19 protein-coding genes and 1 tRNA gene are annotated in these 15,653 nt (G+C 56.3%); 13 read left to right on the forward strand and 7 right to left on the reverse strand.

Annotation, left to right across the window (positions count from 1 at the left end; genetic code table 11):
* The first annotated feature begins 33 nt into the window (after positions 1-33).
* The 3 genes from MOV14_RS07475 to MOV14_RS07485 are packed head-to-tail and all read left to right on the forward strand — an operon-like array spanning position 34 to position 2,646.
* On the forward strand, positions 34-1,113 hold the full coding sequence (locus MOV14_RS07475; protein ID WP_318536702.1) for an ABC transporter ATP-binding protein: 1,080 nt from the start codon (positions 34-36) through the stop codon (positions 1,111-1,113).
* A gap of 8 nt (positions 1,114-1,121) precedes the next feature.
* Positions 1,122-1,883, forward strand: coding sequence for an ABC transporter permease (locus MOV14_RS07480; RefSeq protein WP_318536703.1), 762 nt, complete (start codon positions 1,122-1,124; stop codon positions 1,881-1,883).
* Positions 1,867-2,646, forward strand: coding sequence for an ABC transporter permease (locus tag MOV14_RS07485; RefSeq protein WP_318536704.1), 780 nt, complete (start codon positions 1,867-1,869; stop codon positions 2,644-2,646). The genes MOV14_RS07480 and MOV14_RS07485 overlap by 17 nt, the downstream gene beginning before the upstream one ends.
* A 3-nt stretch (positions 2,647-2,649) precedes the next feature.
* Here MOV14_RS07485 and MOV14_RS07490 read toward each other — a convergent pair whose 3' ends face one another.
* Positions 2,650-3,726 (reverse strand): ABC transporter substrate-binding protein, encoded by a 1,077-nt coding sequence (locus MOV14_RS07490; protein WP_318536705.1) that lies wholly within the window; start codon positions 3,724-3,726, stop codon positions 2,650-2,652.
* Positions 3,727-3,948: 222 nt separating this feature from the next.
* On the opposite strand from MOV14_RS07490, the gene MOV14_RS07495 reads away from it, so the two are divergent.
* Positions 3,949-4,503 (forward strand): hypothetical protein, encoded by a 555-nt coding sequence (locus MOV14_RS07495; protein WP_318536706.1) that lies wholly within the window; start codon positions 3,949-3,951, stop codon positions 4,501-4,503.
* 91 nt (positions 4,504-4,594) lie between these two features.
* Complete coding sequence (locus MOV14_RS07500; protein ID WP_318536707.1) at positions 4,595-5,467, forward strand: Mrp/NBP35 family ATP-binding protein; 873 nt, start codon at positions 4,595-4,597, stop codon at positions 5,465-5,467.
* Here the strand turns inward: MOV14_RS07500 and MOV14_RS07505 are convergent.
* Entirely contained in the window at positions 5,430-6,104 is a 675-nt protein-coding gene (locus MOV14_RS07505; RefSeq protein WP_318536708.1) for a hypothetical protein, read from the reverse strand. The two genes, MOV14_RS07500 and MOV14_RS07505, sit on opposite strands and share 38 nt — an antisense overlap.
* A 126-nt stretch (positions 6,105-6,230) precedes the next feature.
* On the opposite strand from MOV14_RS07505, the gene MOV14_RS07510 reads away from it, so the two are divergent.
* The 3 genes from MOV14_RS07510 to MOV14_RS07520 all read left to right on the forward strand — a co-directional run bounded on the left by MOV14_RS07510 (position 6,231) and on the right by MOV14_RS07520 (position 8,533).
* On the forward strand, positions 6,231-7,064 hold the full coding sequence (locus MOV14_RS07510) for an ABC transporter substrate-binding protein (protein ID WP_318536709.1): 834 nt from the start codon (positions 6,231-6,233) through the stop codon (positions 7,062-7,064).
* A gap of 66 nt (positions 7,065-7,130) precedes the next feature.
* A complete protein-coding gene (locus tag MOV14_RS07515) occupies positions 7,131-7,787 on the forward strand; it encodes an amino acid ABC transporter permease (protein WP_318536710.1) in 657 nt (218 codons plus the stop codon).
* 2 nt (positions 7,788-7,789) lie between these two features.
* Positions 7,790-8,533 (forward strand): amino acid ABC transporter ATP-binding protein, encoded by a 744-nt coding sequence (locus MOV14_RS07520; RefSeq protein WP_318536711.1) that lies wholly within the window; start codon positions 7,790-7,792, stop codon positions 8,531-8,533.
* On the opposite strand, the gene MOV14_RS07525 is transcribed toward MOV14_RS07520, so the two are convergent.
* Positions 8,514-9,320: a hypothetical protein gene (locus tag MOV14_RS07525; RefSeq protein ID WP_318536712.1), complete on the reverse strand. Its 807-nt coding sequence runs from the start codon at positions 9,318-9,320 to the stop codon at positions 8,514-8,516. The two genes, MOV14_RS07520 and MOV14_RS07525, sit on opposite strands and share 20 nt — an antisense overlap.
* A gap of 150 nt (positions 9,321-9,470) precedes the next feature.
* On the opposite strand from MOV14_RS07525, the gene cysS reads away from it, so the two are divergent.
* Complete coding sequence (gene cysS, locus MOV14_RS07530) at positions 9,471-10,901, forward strand: cysteine--tRNA ligase (RefSeq protein WP_318536713.1); 1,431 nt, start codon at positions 9,471-9,473, stop codon at positions 10,899-10,901.
* Between the two features lie 33 nt (positions 10,902-10,934).
* Here the strand turns inward: cysS and MOV14_RS07535 are convergent, their stop codons facing one another.
* Positions 10,935-11,888, reverse strand: a complete 954-nt coding sequence (locus MOV14_RS07535) for an ROK family protein (protein ID WP_318536714.1) — start codon at positions 11,886-11,888, stop codon at positions 10,935-10,937.
* Positions 11,889-12,461: 573 nt separating this feature from the next.
* On the reverse strand, positions 12,462-12,812 hold the full coding sequence (locus MOV14_RS07540; protein WP_318536715.1) for a hypothetical protein: 351 nt from the start codon (positions 12,810-12,812) through the stop codon (positions 12,462-12,464).
* A 107-nt stretch (positions 12,813-12,919) separates the two neighbouring features.
* On the opposite strand from MOV14_RS07540, the gene MOV14_RS07545 reads away from it, so the two are divergent.
* The gene (locus MOV14_RS07545; protein WP_318536716.1) at positions 12,920-13,066 is read left to right on the forward strand and encodes a hypothetical protein; all 147 of its coding nucleotides are present in this window, start codon (positions 12,920-12,922) and stop codon (positions 13,064-13,066) included.
* A 17-nt stretch (positions 13,067-13,083) separates the two neighbouring features.
* On the opposite strand, the gene MOV14_RS07550 is transcribed toward MOV14_RS07545, so the two are convergent.
* Positions 13,084-13,659, reverse strand: coding sequence for a hypothetical protein (locus tag MOV14_RS07550; protein WP_318536717.1), 576 nt, complete (start codon positions 13,657-13,659; stop codon positions 13,084-13,086).
* Between the two features lie 5 nt (positions 13,660-13,664).
* Entirely contained in the window at positions 13,665-14,114 is a 450-nt protein-coding gene (locus MOV14_RS07555) for a hypothetical protein (RefSeq protein ID WP_318536718.1), read from the reverse strand.
* A gap of 61 nt (positions 14,115-14,175) precedes the next feature.
* On the opposite strand from MOV14_RS07555, the gene MOV14_RS07560 reads away from it, so the two are divergent.
* From MOV14_RS07560 to MOV14_RS07570, 3 genes are all read left to right on the forward strand, one after another.
* A complete protein-coding gene (locus MOV14_RS07560; protein WP_318536719.1) occupies positions 14,176-14,931 on the forward strand; it encodes a DUF2208 domain-containing protein in 756 nt (251 codons plus the stop codon).
* A 27-nt stretch (positions 14,932-14,958) separates the two neighbouring features.
* A tRNA-Gly gene (locus MOV14_RS07565) sits at positions 14,959-15,032 on the forward strand.
* Between the two features lie 160 nt (positions 15,033-15,192).
* Complete coding sequence (locus MOV14_RS07570; RefSeq protein ID WP_318536720.1) at positions 15,193-15,501, forward strand: winged helix-turn-helix domain-containing protein; 309 nt, start codon at positions 15,193-15,195, stop codon at positions 15,499-15,501.
* Positions 15,502-15,653 lie beyond the last annotated feature (152 nt).

Genomic DNA, 15,653 nt, shown 5'->3' on the forward strand with positions numbered 1-15,653 from the left:
TTTAAGCGCAGTGCTAATGTCCCCTGCAGAGAGATGGCTAAGGGAGTTAGCGTTAGGGTGGATAACGTAAGCAAAGTGTACAGGGACAAAGGCACCACCACAGCGCTGCGGGGAGTGACGCTCGAGGTGAACGCGGGCGAGCTCTTCAGCATCCTCGGGCCAAGCGGCTGCGGTAAGACGACCCTCTTAAGGATCATCGCCGGCCTTCTCAGCCCCGACAGCGGTAGGGTGTACTTCGACGGCGAGGACGTCACAGGCAAGCCTGCATATGAGAGGCCAATCGGTATGGTGTTCCAGGACCTCGCGCTCTTCCCACACCTGACAGTCTTCAAGAACGTTTCCTTCGGCCTCGAGGTCGCCGGGTGGCCGCAGGACAGGATCGAGAGGCGCGTGAGGGAAGTTTTAGAGCTGGTGCGCCTCCCGCCCGACGTGTTCGCCGGGAGGAAGATAAGCCAGCTCAGCGGCGGTCAGCAGCAGAGAGTGGCGCTGGCGAGGGCGCTCGCGAGGGAGCCCAGAGTCCTACTGCTCGACGAGCCGTTCAGCCACCTGGACTACAAGATAAGGGTGGAGCTGATACGCGAGCTTAAGAGGCTCCAGCGCGAGACCGGAGTCACGATGATCTACGTCACTCACGACCAGAACGAGGCGATGATGCTCTCCGACCGCCTAGCCTTGATGCGCGACGGCACTGTGCAACAGGTCGGCACACCCTTCGAGGTCTACACGAGCCCGGCAAACGAGTTCGTCGCCTCTTTCCTCGGGGAGGCGAACGCGATCACCGCTGAGGCTCGTGAGGGGATAGTCGAGTTCAAGGGGGTGAGCCTCGACCTTTCGCTCGTGTCCCCGGGACTCCGCGGCTACTCTGGGCCAGTGCTACTGCTCTTCAGGCCTGAAGACGTGAGGCTCTTCAAGGGCGAAGAGCCCGGCGTGGAGCTGGAGGCGGTCGTTGTCGAGAAGCTCTTCCTGGGCCCCCTCGTGAAAGTCCTGCTTGACGGCTGGGGCGATTTGAAGATCGAGGCTTTAGCCACCACAAGGGAGGCGCTCGGCGTCACGGCGGGTGACAAGGTTAAGGTGTACGTTAGCTACTCCTCGCTAAAGGTGTTCACAGGGTAGCCTCTGGAATGAAGAAGGGCGCTCTCTCCCTCCTCTCATCGCTACCGCTCCTCTACGTCCTCGTAACGTTCTATCTCCCGCTGATACTGATGTTCGCCGAGAGCTTGAGAAGCGGGGGCCCGGCCCTCTACGCGAGTGTTCTGGCGAACACGGACTATGTCTCGATCATGCTCTATTCGGCAGGGGTCGCGCTGGCCACAACCCTGGCCACTCTCCTCGTGGCCGCTCCCGCCGCATACTATATAGCCTTCATGGTTGAAGGGGACGAGGCTAAAAACAGGCTTCTGGTTGCGTTCACGGTGCCTATGCTCGTAAACTTCCTGTTAAGGGCCTATGCTCTGATGAACATATTCTCCCTCATAGGTCTCGCCAACACGCTTACAGGGATGGTAATAGGCATGGTCTACGAGTACCTACCCTACATGCTGCTACCGATATACTCCACCTTCGAGCGGATCGAGAAGAGGCTGCTGGAGGCCGCTGAAACCCTCGGCGCAAGGCCTTGGCAGACCACCATCAGGATTACCCTGCCTCTCGCGGCTCCGGGGATAGCGGCGGGCGTTATCCTCGTGTTCCTGATGTCCCTGACAGAGTTCGTTGTGCCGGCTATGCTCGGGGGTGTTTACGGCTACACGGTAGGTTACCTAATATGGGACCTCTTCCTGAAGTACAGGAACTGGGCCGTGGGTTCGGCGCTGGCTTTCCTCGTTACTTTAACGAGCCTAGCCGCGGTCTATGTCTACGTGAAGTACGGTGGTGGCGGTGCTTAAGGAGGCGCTTAAGGTCTACACGGCCCTCCTCCTTGTAGCCGTTTACACGCCGATACTCTTCGTGGTCGCGCAGTCCTTCAACGCCGCGAAGTACCCTGGAGAATTTAGGGGTTTTACCCTGCAGTGGTACCTTGAGCTCGCAAGGGACACGGAGGTAGTCAACGCGGCGGTGAACGGCCTGGCGGTTGCGCTGCTCTCGTCGCTCCTCTCCACAGCCCTTGGGGGTATCGCCGCCTACTACTTCGCGCGCCGCGGGAGCTCATCCATCGTGGACAACTTCTTCTACACCCCTATAGTGATACCCGAGATCGTCGAGTCAGTGAGCCTGCTAATGCTCTACTACTACGTGGGAGCGGAGCTCGGCTTCTGGACCGTGCTGATAGGCCACACAGCATACAACATCTCCTACTCCTACGTGGCGCTCAAGCCTCAGTTCAGGATGACTTCGAGTAGCGTGGAGGACGCCGCTTACACGCTGGGAGCAAAGCCCTTCGACGTATTCGTGAGGGTTTACTTCCCGATGGCTCTACCGGGTATAATCTCCTCAATCCTCATAACCTTCTCCATGTCGTTCGACGACTTCGTGAAGACCGCCTTCACGACGGGGCCGGGCTTCAAGACCCTCCCGCTGGTGATATGGGCACGCGCCGCACGCGGAAGGGCCACGTCCGAGCTCAACGCGCTTGCGACCATACTCATAGCTATTTCACTGGTCACGAGCTACGTTTACACGAAGCAGGTTTTCGCAAAGAGAAAAGACTAAAATTTAAACTCTCTTGACTGCGGTGCTTATCCTCTCGACTACGGCCAGGGTATTCTCGTCGACGGGGCTTGTGAAGACCAGTTTGGCGCCTGAAGGTGGGTAGACCGCGGGGTTGCTGAGGACTTCTTCGGGGACAAGCCCCTTCAAGAAGTCCTTCCTAACGGGGCTCGGGTAGTATGTGTAGCTGACGTTTTTAGCGGCCACCTCCTTCTCCAGCAGGAAGTTGATCCACGCGTACGCCAGGTCCACCTCCCGCGCGTTGCGGGGGATGACCATGAAGTCTATCCAGATGAACGTGCCCTCCTTCGGGAGAACATAGCCCACCGAGCTCTCCTCGCTCTGAGCCTGGATCACATCACCGCTCCACGCTTGGGCCGCGTGCAGGTCCCCTTTGGCCAGCTGGGGGATGTAGACGCTGGCGCCGTAGTACCCGGCCAGGAAGTCTCTCTGGCTCCTGAGGAGCTCGATGATCCTGTTAACGGAGTCCTCCGACCAGTCGTCGAGCGGAATACCCAGGTAAAGCTTCGCCGCGTTCACCACCTCTAGGAACTCCTCCAGCATGGACACCTTGCCCTTGTGCCTAGGCAGGAAGCCTTTGGTGTCGAACAGCTGCTCGTAGCCCTCGATCTCCCCCTCTTCCACGAATTTGCCGTTGTAGCCGATCCCCGTGGTTCCCCACGCGTAGGGCACCGCGTAGCTCAAACCTGGGTCGAACTTGTTGTTGAGGAAGAACGGGTCTATGTTGGCGAGGTTCGGGATCCTTGACTTGTCCAGCGGGGCTATCAGGCCCTTCCTGGCGGCCTGAGGCACGAACTGGTCGGTCAGCACGACGACGTCGTACCCCCCGCCTCCGAGCTGAATCTTGGCGTAGGCCTCCTCCGCGGACTCGTACTCGTCGTAAACAACGCTTACACCGTACCTGGCCTCGAACTCGCGTATGAGCTCAGGGTTTATGTAGGAGCTGTAGTTGTAGACCCTCAACGTCCTCCTACGAGGGGCGAGCGCAAAGTAGTAGCCGAGGCCCGCGAGAGCCGCTGCCGCCGCTGCGCCGACTATGAACTGCCTCCTGGTTATCTTCACGAGAGTGCCAAGTTATGTTGTAGCGTTATAAAGCTATCTTGGCTGCGCCTAACCACCCCTCTCCCACACTATCTTTTGGATAACTGGGAAGTCTCCGCAACGCGCCTAGACCGAGACCCCAGTTGATGTGCTTCAAAAAGCGCGGAGAGTAAGAAGAGGCGAGTGGAGCGGGCTCGCTGCTAATGGAGAAACATATATTCGTGTGCATAGCATGCTGTTTCTGTGCTACGAGAGGTGTTCTACCCGCGCGAGGTTCAGGAGCTGACGCTCGCAACCATAGCGGTATTCGCTGTTCTAGCAGGCCAGTACCTCTACTCATTAAGCACCTTGCAGATTTTGAGGCTGCTAACACTGGCATTCCTGATTTACGTCCCGCACGAGCTCGCCCACAAGTTCGTCGCGCAGTACTACGGCTACCCCGCAAGGTACTCCATCGTGTGGGAGTTCCTACTCCTCACGCTCCTGTCCGCGATCCCCGTAATTCCCATAAAGTTCATAGCGCCTGGGACAGTCTACATCTACGCCGGTCCAGGCATTGACAGAAAAACCAACGGAGTGATCTCGGCCGCAGGGCCTGCAACCAACATACTCCTAGGCCTCGTCGGCCTCCTCGCCGGTGGTCCATTTGCAAGGACAGTTGTAAACTTCAGCGGCTGGATAGCGTTTTTCAATTTGCTCCCCATCGGCCCGCTTGATGGCAGGAAGGTCCTAAGCTGGAACGCGGCCGTGTGGCTTGCTCTGACTCTGACCGCGCTCATCATGGCGTTTTACTACTAAGTTAGCGCAGGGCAGCAAGCCTCTTGAAGATAGCAAACGTTAAATTGCGGTTGCATATTCAATGCCTGTGTCATCAGAGAAGGAGCGCCAAATGAAAATAGAATCTCTCAAGAAGATCCGAGAGCAGGAGGAGGAGGCCAGGAAAAGGCTAAGCCAGATAAAGCACAAGCTCGTTGTTTTGAGCGGGAAGGGAGGTGTCGGGAAGAGCTTCATAACCGCTAACCTGGCAGCGGCTTTGGCGAAGAAGGGCTTCGAGGTGGGTGTTCTCGACGCCGACATCCACGGGCCGTCCATACCCAAGATGTTCGGGATACACGGGCAGGCGATCTACGCCGGGCCCGCTGGGCTACTACCCATAGCGGGAGTAGGCGGGGTTCGCGTCGTTTCAGCGGACCTCATGCTACCGGACGAGGACACAGCTCTAATATGGCGCGGCCCACTCAAAACGGGCTTCATCCGTGAGCTCCTATCGATGGTCGCCTGGGGCCCGCTGGACTTCCTCCTCGTCGACCTGCCTCCGGGCACCGGGGACGAGCCCCTCACGATAGCGCAGCTCATCAAGGACCTGAGCGGGGCCATCGTCGTCACGACCCCCAGCGACCTGACCAGAATCGTCGTGAAGAAGGCTATAACCTTCTGCAAGCAGCTCAACGTCCCACTCCTAGGCGTCGTCAACAACATGAGCCACTTCACGTGCCCCGTCTGCGGCACTAAGCACTACATCTTCGGCCAGGCTGGGACGTCCCGCTTGACGGAGGAAACAGGGGTCAGGGTGCTCGCCGACATCCCCATCGACCCCAGGATCAACGAGTCCGTGGACAACGGCGTCCCGTTCGTTCTAGCGTACCCGGAGAGCGAGACCGCTAGAAGCCTGATGGACCTCGCGGAGAGGGTAGTGGAGGCGCTGAAAGCCACGCCCGAGGCCGCTAGAGAAGGGACTTCAAGCTCAGGACAAGGTCCCTGATGATGCTGTACGCTCTGGGGGCTTCCTCGGAGCTCAGGACGAAAACCACGTCCCGGTAGCTCGACACAACCTCTGTGAGGTTAATTCCACGCACAGAGAGAGCCATGGACGCTATTGAGACGACGCCAGGAGTAGCGAGAATCTCATGCGGACCCGTCAGTATTATTGCAGACTGGTTTCTCAGGTACTGCTTGACGCCGCCCTTAACCAGGGCGCGGTAGATCTCCTCGATAAGTTTCTCGTCACCTATCAGCGTCACAGCGCTCGAGCCCTGCACAAACTGCACGTACTTGTTTGCGGATGCCGCCCTCTTCAAGACCTCAAGCACTGTCCGGGCGTTAGAAGGGTCCAGCGAGAGCACGCTCAGCTTGTCAACCAACTTTATTTCGCTTCCAACGAGCGCTACGGCAAGCTTCCGCGCACTTGCCCCTTCTTCCATTAGCTCTCTCGCCGCCCTGAGAACGGCCATCTTGATCGCTGTCTGCGTGAGCTTTCTGCCGGCCAGCTTTTCAACTTCACCGTGTAGTAGCCGGGCAAGTGCCGAGTAGTTTACGATGCCCAGGCGCATGGACTCCAGTATGTAGGGCCTGCTCATTAGAGCGAGCTTAACGTACTTCACCACGTTGTCTCTAGGCATTCGAGAGTAGCATAGGGTAAACTTTTTAAGCTTTTCTAAGAAAGGTAAAAATATCAATTATTTTAACTGATCGAAGATTGTTTAATGAAAAGAAATGCTTATAAAGAGAGAATTGTTAAAGGTTTGATGCAGAGCCAGGCAAAAGGAATAAATATTATAGCAATAATTGCTGCACTGATAATCGGAATTTTAATCGGCGTGGGGATAGGATACCCCCTATGGCACTCGGCTACACCCCAGCAGACGAGCTACATCGACAAGATTAAGGCCCGGGGGAAACTAATCCTGGGCACATCGGCTGACTGGCCGCCCTTCGAGTATGTGGACAAAAACGGCAACTTCGCGGGAATAGACATCGAAATCGCCAGGAGGATCGCTCAGGCTATAGGCGTCCCCCTCGAGGTGAAGGACATGCAGTTCTCCGCGCTCATAGAGGCCGTGAAAAACGGAGACGTCGACATCGTACTGGCCGACATGACACCTACCTCTGAGCGCGAGAAAGTCGTGGACTTCTCTTTCCCCTACTACTTTGCAAGCAAGGGGGTAGTCGTAACCCTCAAAACCTCCCAGATCTCTAAGCTGGAGGACCTCTACGGCAAGAAGGTTGGTGTCCAGCTGGGCACGATACAGGAGGACTACGCCAACCAGAACCTTAAGGGGAAGGCGGAGATCAAAACCTACGATAAAGTCTACCCCGACATGGTCATGGTTCTGCAGCGCGGCGACGTAGACGCTATAATCATCGGGGAGAAGATCGCAGCAGCCCTCGTGACGAAGAACCCCGACCTAAAGATCGCGTTCACCATCGGTAAACCCACAGCGGGGGCAGCGGTTGCCATGCCGAAGGGGGCGGTCGACCTGAAGATACTGGTGGACAAGGTCATAGAGGACCTCATAAACTCCGGCGAGATGGACCAAATATTCTTAAACGAAACCCTGAAGTGGCTTGGAGGAAGCTAAAAAACACCTCTATCTTACCGAGCAAACTTTATAAAATCACCTTTTTTGTGGTGAGGGGTTCAGACCTTGAACTTCGCAGAATTCCTGATAGAGTACGCACCGTTTATAGCGACTGGTCTGGCGACAACTCTGGAAATCTCGATCCTAGCGTTCTCCATGGGGCTAGCGGTCGGAGCTCTCATGCTTAGCCTCTCCCTGTCCCCACTTAGGCCGGTGGCCAGAGCATACATCGAGCCGATAAGGGGTACACCACTACTCGTGCAACTCTTCGTTCTGTACTTCGGCCTCCCATCAGTAGGAATAAAGCTCGACGCCTTCACGGCCAGCGTGCTGGCACTGGGGCTTAACAGCGGCGCCTACCAAGCCGAGATCTTCAGATCCGCTGTGAAGGGCATACCAGACAGCCAGATCCTCTCGGCGGAATCCCTGGGCTTCTCAGCCCCCCAGATCCTCAGGTATGTCGTCCTACCGCAGGCGCTGAGGATCTCGATTCCGTCTCTCGTGAACGAGTTCGTCACCGTGATTAAGGAGAGCTCGCTCGCCGCGGTCATAGGGATCGTGGAGCTCACGCGCCGCGGCCAGTACGTGGCTGCGTACACGTACAGGGCCTTCGAGGCATACATTATTGTCGCGCTCCTCTACTTTGCGGTGTGCTACGCCTTCTCGCACGGCTCCAGGGTCATCGAGAGGAGGCTCAGGATTCCGGGTTACACGGGTGCTTGAAGATGGGTGAAGTCGTCCTCGAGATGCAAGACGTGTGGTCAGGCTACGAGGACACCGAGGTGGTGAAGGGCGTCTCGCTGAAAGTGCACAGGGGGGAGAAGGTCGTTATAATGGGGCCCAGCGGGAGCGGGAAAAGCACCCTCCTGAAGACAGCGGTCCTTTTAGTGAAGCCGAAGCGCGGCAAAATATTCCTCGACGGAGAAGAGCTCACCTCTGGCCGAGTCAACATCAGGGTTGCTAGGGCGAAGACCGGGTTCGTGTTCCAGAGCTACAACCTGTTCCCCCACATGAAAGTTATTGAAAACATAACCCTTCCCTTAAGGATCGTGAAGGGGTACAGTGCCGCGGAGGCCGAGAGAAAAGCCCGCGAGGTGCTAGCCCAGCTAGGCTTGAGGGGGCTTGAGGAGAAGTACCCGCTCCAGCTTAGCGGCGGTCAGCAACAGCGAGTAGCCATTGCGAGGGCCCTGGCCATGGATCCGATACTTCTGCTCCTCGACGAGCCGACTTCTGCGCTGGACCCGGAGCTCAAAGCTGAAGTCCTCGACGCGCTCCGCGAAATTGCTAAGCGCGGCATAGCCATGCTTGCGGTGACGCACGAGCTGGACTTCACGCGGGATATAGCGGACCGTGTGATAATAATGGAGGATGGGAGGATCGTGGAGGAGGGCGATGCAAGGAGGATTCTCGAGAATCCCTCTACGGAGCGCACTCGCCAGTTCTTGAAGCTCATCGGGAGAACAGGGTAGAGTACAGGCTGTAAAGCTCTCTCCGCGACCTCACGCCCCACTGCACGAGAAACCTCATGTAAAACGACCACGTGTGCTCAACAAGGTGGTCTATCTTCCTCCTCACCAGCAGTGCGACCTTTTCGGCGACCTTCGCATCTGCACACGCCTCACCTCGTGAGGCGGAAGCCACGCACCTCAACGCCTCGCTTATACCGGTGTTGCCGAGCGCCGCTATCGTTAGCGACAGGATGAACTCCACGCTTAGGCCGGCGGGGGCGCGGCTGCGGCAGAACCGCAGGTACTCCTCGAAAGTCGACCCCTCGAGGGTAGGGCTGAGGTCCCGCAGGCTGTCCCCTGTTTCCTCGAAACGGGTTTTGTACACGTCGATGGGTACGATCACCCTCTCGGGCTCTATGAACAAGACGCAGTACACGGGGACGCCCGGGTCGTAGACAACTGTAAGTGGCGTGATGTCCGTGCAGAAGGCGGGTGCCACTGGAATGAGCATGAGTGGGCGCGAAGGCGCCGGGCTCTCGAAAAGAGCCTGCTTTATTCCGCCCTTTTTCAGCCGCTTAACAGACAACGCCTTAGCCGCGTTAACCGCGTTAAAGCCACCGAAACCCACGAGACCCAACGACGGTCTACTCTTCAACTCTGAGTGAATTTTATCCAACTCATGGAAGCTGACACCGCTCACGTTAAACAAGTCTCCAGGTAGCAGGATCGGCGAGCACTCATCCCTTATGATTACCGAAGGTTGAGGAACTCGCAGCTGAAATGAAGTGATCAGTTCAACTTCGCTCATCTATCCACCTTTACTCATGTAGCAATACGTCTTCTCCTTGCTTAGGAATTTTTCCATAGGATTCCTGGAGGTTATTGCCTGCGGTGCTAAGCTTGAGGAAAGTATAATAATGTTCTTGCGACCTTTCTCACCCGCCGGTGAAAGACCATTGTGTTGCAAGTATACAACACCCTGAGTAGAAGCCTCGAGGTTTTCGAGCCTGTGAACCCTGGAAGGGTGCTTATCTACGTTTGCGGGCCAACGGTCTACGACTTCTCCCACGTAGGCCATGCTAGGACATACGTAGCGTTCGACGTCATCAAGAGGTACCTGAGGCTCAAGGGGTACGACGTTTTCCACGTGCAGAACATAACAGACATTGACGATAAGATCATCAACAGGGCGGCAGAGGAGAGGAGGGACTGGAGGGACGTCGTCGACGAGTACAGCAGGGACTACCTGGAAGCACTGAAGAAGCTCCGCGTCTTCGTGGACGTGCATCCGCGCGTTACGGAACACATCGGCGAGATAATCGAGTTTATACAGAAGCTGATAGACAAGGGTCATGCTTACGTTGCTCCCAGCGGTAGTGTGTACTTTGACGTAGACACCTATGACGACTACGGCAGGCTGAGCGGGAGGCTTGACAAGAAGATGTGGAGCCAGGAGGAGTTCGCCACTGAGAAGAAGAACCCGTACGACTTCGCCCTCTGGAAGGCCAGGAAACCGGGGGAACCCTACTGGGACTCGCCGTGGGGGCCGGGGAGGCCGGGCTGGCACATAGAGTGCAGTGTCATGTCGTCCCGCTACCTCGGCAAGAGGTTCGATATCCACGGAGGAGGGTCTGATCTGATCTTCCCACACCACGAGAACGAGCGGGCCCAGAGCGAGTCGCTGTTCGATGAGAGGCCATGGGTCAAGTACTGGATGCACACGGGGATGCTTCAAGTCGGCGGCGAGAAGATGAGCAAGAGCCTGAAGAACATCGTGCCATTGAAGGACCTCTTCAAAGAATACGACCCCCTAGTCGTCAGACTGTGGCTCGCCAGCGCGCACTACAGGACCGTGCTGAGCTTCAGCGACGACTCCCTCCAGCAGGCTCAAGCTAACCTGCAGAGGCTCAGAGGGGCGGCTCAGCTCGTCTACAGACTGACACGCGAGGTTGAGCCCTCAGGCCGGCTATCCGACGCCGAGCTCAGCGTGCTAGCAGAGCTCTCCGATATCAGGAAGAGCTTTTACGAGAGCATGGACCAAGACTTCAACGCCAGCTCAGCGTTTGCCTCAGCGATGAGGCTGGCTTCCATCATTTACTCGCAGATCGCAGCTAAGCCCTCCTACACCACGGTGCTCTACGCCTACAAGCTCCTAGACGAGTTTAACAAAGTATTGGGCGTTATGGATGACGTCCTCGCCGAGCTCCCGAAGGAGCTGGTTCCTGTTGACGAGCTGATAAACCTCCTCGTGGAGGTGAGGAGCGCGCTGCGCTCGCAGAAAAACTGGGAGCTGAGCGACTACATCAGAGCTAGGCTCAATGAGCTCGGAGTAATCCTGATGGACGAGAAGGACAAGACTAGGTGGATAATCAGCCCACGACCCAAATAGCACTTCGGCCAGCGAAAAAGCGGAAGCTCTCTTTCACCTCAGCGGGACTTTTCTCTCAAGGCCAAGCCCGAGGGCAAGTGCCCCCAGCAACCCGGCGTTTGCGCCGAGCCTCGTCAACTTGATTTCGGGGGGTCTATTCACGGTGTAGTTCTTCACACTATCGCGCAACCCCTCGAGCAGGATATCAGGGTTGTTCAGGGCAACGGAGCCCCCAACCGTCACGAGCTCGGGATCGTAGTAGTTCACTATCGCGGCGAAGCCGTACGCGTTGAACCTCTTAACCTCCGATATCACGCGACGGGCTAGGGGGTCCCCCACTCTGTACGCCTCGAACACGTCACGTGCCTCAAGCTTGCCTCCGGTCATCAGACGGGATCCTTCAACCTTCTCGTGCTCTGCGATGAACCTGGCAAACTTGGGTATACCGCTCCCCGAGCAGTAGGCCTCCCAGTGGCCTTTTTTACCGCAACCGCACGTTAGCCTTTCCTGCGAGTCGACGACTACGTGACCTATCTCGTGCGCGTTGCCATCTTTCCCTAGCAACAAGGAACCGTCAACGTACACGCCTCCACCAATCCCGGTGCTTATCGTCACGTAGACCAGATTGTCAAGCCCGGCCCCCTCTCCCCAGAATTTCTCGCCGACTGCGGCTGTGACAGCGTCGTTGGCAAACGCGACTGGAAGGTTAACAAGCTCCTTCAGAACCCTAACGACTTCCAGCTTCTTAAACGGCATGTTAGGTGCAGCCACAACTTCCCCCCTGGCCATGTCAAGGGGGCCAGGGCTGCCAACGCCCACACCGGCGACCTCGACCTTGTACTTCGCGCGGAGCTCGCGGATCGCATAGGCTATCTTCTCAAGGTAGAGGTTGGGGTCTTGGTAATCCCAAGTCTTGAAAGTCACAACCTCGATGAGCTCGCCTTCGTCGTTTCCAAGCGCTATGCGGGTATTCGTTGCCCCTATATCAATCCCTATGGCGTGCCTCACACCATGGAAAACGGACTCAGGGTATTAAAGCCCCACGTCGTGGCGGCAATGCTTTTTCTCGGCTTCTCCAGCCCTTTCAGTGTTCGCAGCAAAAAGGAGATAACCCCCAACAGCCAAGTAGGGGTTGGAGCCACCAGCTCTCGCCTGTCCCCGGCGGGGATAAGGTGTCGCAAGTGGCGTAGCGAGAGGTGAGGCGCTAAGACCATCTCAACAGGGGCGCCAATGACGAACATGAAAGGTGTCCAAGGGGTCGTGTTTAGGCCAGGCATTAAATGATGAAGGTGAAAAGCAGGGAACCGTGACCGAAAACCGTCGCTTCTGAACTCTGGTACTCTCCACTCTATACCTCTCAGTTTGGATTGCACTACAAGTAGCCCAACCGTCTTGCCTCATACCTCCTGGTTCCAGAGGAAATCCTCTTGGGCCATGTAATTGAAGAGCCTCCTTGAAGAGCCCTAGTGCTCTCGAATAAATATGTCGGATCATGCCGCCCGCTTAGGACGGGTCGCTGTAAAAGGGGTTTTCCGGGTTGTCTGCCTAAGCGCGATAGACCGAGGCTGTCTCAATACCTGTCTACTTTACGAGTAGACGAGACAGCATTACTACAGCATCGTAGTCAGCGGGGTTAAACTCCCCCTCGATCACTACAGTCTTCTCACTCATTTTGTAAATTATCACTGCTCTAGACCCCTGCTTCAGCGCCAGCCAAGGTTCAGCGGCCCCAATTATCGCTAGGGCCGAGCTCGCGAAACTCCTGAGGTCCGCGACATCGGCTTTCTCCGGGTACGCGTACGTAATGCTCTCGGGGTCGAAAACCGCCATGCGTTTAACCCCCAGCTTTTTCAAGGCCTCTAAAATGTCGCCATCATCAATAGACACCTCGATTACGGGCCTCCCACTCAAGGAATCCTGCACCGTTCGCACACGGTTGACGCACCTAATGAACTTTTCCCCTCGGGCTCCCTCACCGACATGCATAAATAGCGGTTATCTGCGGTTCACACTGACAGACCATGAACCCCTACACTGTGATGGACGAAGAGGAGGAAGAATGGGAGGAGGAGTTCGAGGAAGAGGAAGAGGAGGAGGAATGGGAGGACTTCGGTGAAGAAGAGGAGTTCCTAGAGGAGGAGGAAGAGGAAGAGTTCGAGGAGGAAGAAGAGGAGGAAGAATTTTAGAATAAAATTTGGTGTAATCAGCGTTTTTTGGACAGCTTCTTTGAGCGTTTGGTCGCGCGCTTCTTGCCCCTCAGTACATAGGCGTAGACTCCAGCTAGCAGTACAATAGCAGATGCCACCACTAGAGGTAGCGTAAATGATTCGCCAGCCTGCGTCTTTGCGCTGTAAACCTCGAAATACGCGACAGCCGGGTCAGCATTGTCTGAGAGCAGGGTCAGCATCACGCTGGCGTTTTTAGGGCTCTCCAGTCTGACGAAGAGTGTCTGAAGGACGGGCTTGCCGGGTGAAATAACTCCAACGTTAAGCGTAAGGTTTCTCCCCCACTTAATGCCGTCAGCTGTGAGGTTAACTCCTTCTCCTCCGTACACGTAGAGGGTTGAGTTTACCGCCGCCTCGTCCCCGTAGTTGTATACCCAAACCCTCACGGGTCCGGCGCCTCCGACGCTCAGGGTTATCGTAGAGGGGGTCGGGTAGATGACTAGGAAGGGGCCCTTCTGGAGCCGTGTCTCTGCTTGATGCTCTAGGAGCATCGCTCCGAAGACCAGAGACGGCATGAGGACTGCGACGGCTATGAGGATGGGAGCTATGCGCATAAGGATTACCCGTCGCACTTCAAGATTAAGGTTTCACCGCCGAAAACCGGATCCAGGGGCAAAACCACGCGGGGCGTCGAGTTGAAGCTCACCTCCTCCAGAACCCACTTCCTGCACTCCGGTTGAACGGTGGCCGAAACTATGGTGAAGGTGTTGTTCCTGAAGCCGACGGTTAAGTCGCTGTATGCTGAGGCGACGAGCAGGGCCGGCTCGCCCTCGTACACCGGCGTTGAGTCGAAGCACCTCACTGACTGCCTCGTCTCTACGCAGAAGCGGACGTATGAAAACCTGCCTGTGGCAGTGTTAACCGTGCCTTGTAGGACCTCAAGATCCCTCCTTATCCCCTCGAGCTCCTCTTTAAGGGAGAGAACCTTGAGCGCCAGCGTGACCGTGAAGATTGCGGCTACCAGAGCCCATGCGAGAGCCAGTGCGGTCACCAGCCTGTGCCTCTCCACGGGAGAGGGAGGGTCGAGAAAATATAAAAACATGCGCCTCATAGGGGTTGGGAGGTCATAGATGAAGCTCGCGCTTGTGGCACAGTACCTATTGGGGCTCGTGCTGATGGTGCTCTTCGCCTTCATGAACGCTAACTACCCTGATAAGACCTGGCTCTTCTTCACGCTCTACCTCTTGGTGTTCATGGGAATAATATTTCTCATCACCGGGCGTCAGGCGAGAAGCATTTTCAGGGACATAGAGGAGATAAAGAGCGGTGAGGTCCTGCTTGAAGCTAACCCAGAGGAGGTTTTGAGGCTGAGAGAGAAAGACATGGATAAAACCCAGGGGGAGCTTGCCGCCCAAGTCAAGGCCAGCTTAATACCCTTTGTCACCATGATACTGTTCATAGTGGTCTTCTACGTCCCACCACTCCGCAGCTTCTTCAGCAGTATAGGCTCTTCGCTGTCCACCGACCAGAGAACGGCCAACTTCTACTCCTTCCTCGCGATGTACGGGGCGTTCTACGTACTCTCGCTAATCACAGGGCTCTACACCAGGAGGCTCCAGGCGAGGACAGGGACTCTGACTATAGCGACGAAGTACGTGATCACGACAAAGGGTATAATTGTTGACGACAGGCTCCCTGTTAAGTTCCCGATACAGGGAAGCCTCAAGACGGACACAAAGAGGAAGTTCGTGGAGGTAACCCTAAAGCAGCAGGTTATGGGCAATGAAGTCAAGCAGAGAGTCAGGCTCTACACCCCCGAGCCTTCCAAACTTGCAAGCATAATAAAAGTAAAGGGCCTCGGCGAGGACTCTCTGAGCAAAGTATAAAAACCTCGTCCAGGTAAAAACGCAGAGGCGGCCGTAGTCTAGTCTGGTAGGATGGCGGCCTGCCACGCCGCAGATCCCGGGTTCAAATCCCGGCGGCCGCACCTTCTCCTGAACTCCTCTACGCCGCACTTCAAGTGCTGGAAAGTGGTAAAGTGTGTCACTCAAAGGTTAAGGGTAATCGAGTTAGATATTCCAACAACTACATGCACAAGAATGAACAGAGAGTTTATTTGTAGGCTTTTCTTCAAGGGATTTAAGCGCGTGAGGGATGCGGTGATGCCTGACAAGGTGCTGTCGCTTCGGGAAGCTCTAGAGCACCCGTTGCGCAGGAAAATCGTGTCGCGTCTCCTCGAAAAGCCTGGCCTCAGCGTCCGGCAACTTGCGAGGGACCTAGGGGTCAGCATTGGCTCCCTGACGGGGCACCTCGTGATCCTTGAGCGAGTTGGCCTTGTCGTTGAGGTTAGGAATAGCAGGAGGCTACAGCTGTACGTTAACGATGAGATGCTGGCCGAGAAAGCTCTAAGCGCGGTTCTCCAGGAAGAAGCGAGCGATGCCGGTTTAGCCAAGTAACGGGCCCCTTTGCTTGCCTTCAAGGAACCAGCCACAAGCCATGCAGCGGGCTCTAGGCGCGCACATTGGACATAACCTCGTAGTGGCTTGGCCAAGCCAACGGCCGGTTGAGAAAGTATTTAATCAGAGTCTTCGGGTTTAGGGGTGATCGC

Source organism: Infirmifilum sp. NZ (assembly GCF_022693705.1).
In the GTDB taxonomy this organism is placed as follows: domain Archaea; phylum Thermoproteota; class Thermoprotei; order Thermofilales; family Thermofilaceae; genus Thermofilum.